The 3347-nt window shown below is 50.3% G+C and carries 4 protein-coding genes and 1 pseudogene; 1 reads left to right on the top strand and 4 read right to left on the bottom strand.

Going from position 1 to position 3347, the window contains the following annotated elements; translation table 11 throughout:
- Together WBA89_RS03630 and WBA89_RS03625 are read right to left on the bottom strand one after the other, a co-directional pair.
- Nucleotides 1–658: YaaW family protein (locus tag WBA89_RS03630; RefSeq protein WP_424404171.1), on the bottom strand; the 658-nt coding region annotated here is incomplete at its 3' end.
- 132 nt (nucleotides 659–790) lie between these two features.
- On the bottom strand, nucleotides 791–970 hold the full coding sequence (locus WBA89_RS03625; protein ID WP_424404170.1) for a hypothetical protein: 180 nt from the start codon (nucleotides 968–970) through the stop codon (nucleotides 791–793).
- 31 nt (nucleotides 971–1001) lie between these two features.
- Between WBA89_RS03625 and WBA89_RS03620 the strand changes: the two genes are divergently transcribed.
- The gene (locus WBA89_RS03620; protein WP_424404169.1) at nucleotides 1002–2066 is read left to right on the top strand and encodes an NAD(P)/FAD-dependent oxidoreductase; all 1065 of its coding nucleotides are present in this window, start codon (nucleotides 1002–1004) and stop codon (nucleotides 2064–2066) included.
- An 82-nt stretch (nucleotides 2067–2148) separates the two neighbouring features.
- Here the strand turns inward: WBA89_RS03620 and WBA89_RS03615 are convergent, their stop codons facing one another.
- Both WBA89_RS03615 and WBA89_RS03610 read right to left on the bottom strand, forming a co-directional pair.
- Entirely contained in the window at nucleotides 2149–3012 is an 864-nt protein-coding gene (locus tag WBA89_RS03615; RefSeq protein ID WP_424404168.1) for a Uma2 family endonuclease, read from the bottom strand.
- 162 nt (nucleotides 3013–3174) lie between these two features.
- Nucleotides 3175–3347 (bottom strand): annotated as a pseudogene (locus WBA89_RS03610) (polysaccharide deacetylase family protein); the annotation flags it as partial.

Genomic DNA, 3347 nt, shown 5'->3' with positions numbered 1-3347 from the left:
CCGCCATCCCGCGCCGCGCCGCTTGAATTGCGACATAATTTTGAAACTGGGTGGCTGCGGTTGCACTCCCTGCAAGCACTCCTTGTCTGGCCATTTGATAGGTGGCAAAATGCAGCGCAAATTGATTTGCCATCAGTTTTAGCAACATTGGTTTTAAGATAGAACTCACAGCTAAAGCGCTGCCGCCTTTGAACAGCAAACCCAGCGGGTCTTTTTCTGCAGAAATCGGCAGGGGTTGGGAGAGTTTAGAATCAACAATTGCTCGCTGTACGCGCAGTGTCAGCGCTTGCTGTTCGTCGGCGGGTAAGCGCTTCCACGCGCGGCCCATTAAGTGCAGAAATACTTCGGCTTCTAAGTCGGTGGTTGACAATTGTTTGGAATAAGGAATTTTGAGATAGCGACAAACTTGAATTAGTGCTTGTCTGTAGGTTACTTGTTCGGTTCGCCCTCGGAGTACCGTCATCCCGTCGGCGGCAAGATAGCGAAACCGCTGTTCTACGGCGTCTAGCCACGCTTCGCGATCGCGGCTTTGTACGTCTAGGGGTGCGGGGGTTTGCACGTAATCTAAAGGGTTAAACTTGCGGCTGAACAAGAGTTCTGTTAGTTGCTGCAATTCTTCTTCTGTTGTCAATTCTAGTGCTGCTCTGAGTTCGTCCAAGATTTTGCCCTCCGCTAGGGTTATTTTAGATTTTAGATTTTAGATTTTAGATTTTCCCGAGTAGCGGGCTGTGGAATTTGCCGATCGCTATATTTTTTTAAACTAATCTTACCTGTGCATTCGTGCTGTCCCCTATTCTACTACGTGCTGCAGGGCGATGGCGTTGGGCTTGCAACCTGTGCTGCGGCTCTCAGGGTTTGGCCGCAAACTGAAATACTGCACAGAAACTTCCCCCGCAGCTTTAAACTGATAACTATTGACTGTTGAGTGTTGACTGTTGACTAATGACAACTGACAACTGACAACTGACAACTGACTACTGACTACTGACTACTGACTAACTATGTTCGATGTTGTGGCGATCGGTGCGGGGATGGCGGGGCTGATTTGCGCTCGGCAGTTGTGCCTCGCTGGCTATTCTGTGGCTGTTGTTGAGAAATCTCGCGGCCCCGGCGGACGAGTCGCTACTCGCCGCGTACAGGGCGCTAGGGCCGATCACGGGGCTCGCTATCTGGAGCCGCAGGGAGAGGCGGTGCAGGCGTTAATTGATGTTTTGGTCGATCGGCAGATCCTGAAACTGTGGACGGATAGTGTGGCAGAATTCCGACAAGGAGAAATGTTCTCTATTCCTAGTGATTGTTATGTCGCACCTGCTGGGATGAATGCTGTCGGCAAGTATATCGCAGAGGGTTTACACATTTGGTACGGCTGCCGAGTCAAGGCGATTTCTCGTACCGACAATCAAATGTGGCGTCTTTCTCTGGAAGTTACGGACGACAATTTAGAGACACCTGAAGAATTGATTGCTAAGGCTGTGGTTGTAGCAATTCCTGCTCCCCAAGCTTTAATGTTTTTGGATTCGGAAATTGGTTTGTCGCCGGATTTTATTGACAAATTGCGTTCTGTGGAGTACGACCCCTGCATTACAGTTATGGCTGGCTATCCTGCGGCACGAAATTCAGAGTTGAGCAATCTCAATCCGCAGTGGAAATCTGTTTCTTTTCCCGATGATTCTGATTTAGCTTGGGTTGGCCTCGACAGCAGCAAGCGCAGCGACTCTCAGCAGCCTGTGTTTGTGGTTCACAGCAGCGCTAATTTTGCCGATCGCTATTTAGAAGCTAGTGATTTGAATGCTGTTGGCGGGGAATTGCTCGATCGCGCTTCTGAATATTTAATGCCTTGGCTGAATCAGCCGGAATGGTTGCAGGTTCACCGCTGGCGCTATGCTTTTTGTCGAAATCCTTTGCCTGTTTCTTGTTTGCCTGCGGAAGGCATTTTGCCGCTGGTTTGTGCGGGGGATTTGTGCGGGGAAGGTCAAATTGATGCTGCTTTGCGATCGGGACTGGCTGCTTCTACTTGGGTGAATTCTCAGTTGCAGAATTTGCCGTTAGATGCAAGCTTTCAATAGGTAATTAAGACCGCAATTAAGGTGCGGCTGGGAGGGAAATTAAAGTTAAGCTTGATGTTGGGTTGGGTTCTGCAGTGAAGATTTATCCCAAACGCTGCACGTCTTCCGCTGACAGAGAAAGCGCCTGGGCAACTTGTTCGGCGGTTAAACCCATTGCCAGCAGTTGCGGAATCGCATCTCGCTGTGTTTGCTCCACGCGATCGGCCCGCTGGCGCTCAGCTTCTGCCCGCTGGCGTTCCTGTTCGGTGTGGAGGCGTTCGAGTCGAGCTTGTTCGCTCCCCGTCAGCAACAAATTCCCCTGGTTGTCCCACCAGCGCAACCACCGCTGTGTCTGATTTTGATAGCTGCCTTCCCATACGCCTAACTCTATGCCCATGCGGTCGATCGGGTAATGTCCGCGATCGTTTGGTTCCAATCGGCAATAGCAGCCGTTCAGCCAGTTGTAGACTTCCAGTTGGCTGGTTTTGATTGTATAGATGGCGTAGTAGGGAATGCGGATAATCTGTTCGTATACCCAAAACTTCCCTGGTTTCTGATTAGTACCTTCTGGCAAACGAGATAACGGCGTGTTGTCGCGTTCTTCGGAACCATCGCCGCTAGCAAATTCGATCGCAATTATTGGCACCATATACTCGCGCCAAATCACGTAAGAGCGACGAATTTCGCCGTCTAACAAAGGCGGAACGTTGGGGACGTAGAACCAGTCAGGGGCTTCGGCTCCGCGTTCGGGTGGGTCGGTTTCGCGCCAGTAAATGCCACAATCTTGCCCGATCGCATATTGTCCGTCAGGATGTAGATTTTGCAGCGTGCTTTCTAGGGAGTCGGTGAGCAGGATACTCTGCGGATGTGCTTGAAAGTTATGACAGAACGTGCCGTCAGATTCGGGGAGTTGCGTGTGATCCGGGAAGGCGGGCGGCAACCCTGCCGCACTGAGACTTTGGGTCATGGCTGGTACGCGATCGACCTAGCGATCGAACTGATGCTCTGTTACAGCATAGCGATTGTCGATCGATTTGTGTGGCGCAAGATAGGCATCCTTCTGAAAAATCGATCGAACTACTTACAAAAAAAAAGGGGGAATGGGGCTTAATTCCACTCTCCCAATTTTTTATTTATTTGCTATTTTTTGCGGTTTTAACTCTTCTTCTTGCATTTCCAATAACTCTGGAACCGTTACAAATTTGTACCCTTGCTTTTTCAATCGAGCAATAATATTGGGCAAAGCTTGTACAGTCTTTGCTCGATTGCCGCCGCCGTCGTGCATCAACACAATGCCGCCGG

The organism is Microcoleus sp., assembly GCF_049646505.1.
GTDB lineage: Bacteria > Cyanobacteriota > Cyanobacteriia > Cyanobacteriales > Microcoleaceae > Microcoleus.
The sequence above is the reverse complement of the archived record's forward strand: the minus strand, read 5'-3'. Positions and strand labels throughout refer to the sequence as shown.

Excerpts from the sequence above, each read along its gene's own strand:
- WBA89_RS03620 (WP_424404169.1), top strand. The coding sequence starts at position 1,002 with ATGTTCGATGTTGTGGCGATCGGTGCGGGGATGGCGGGGCTGATTTGC.
- WBA89_RS03615 (WP_424404168.1), bottom strand. The coding sequence starts at position 3,012 with ATGACCCAAAGTCTCAGTGCGGCAGGGTTGCCGCCCGCCTTCCCGGAT.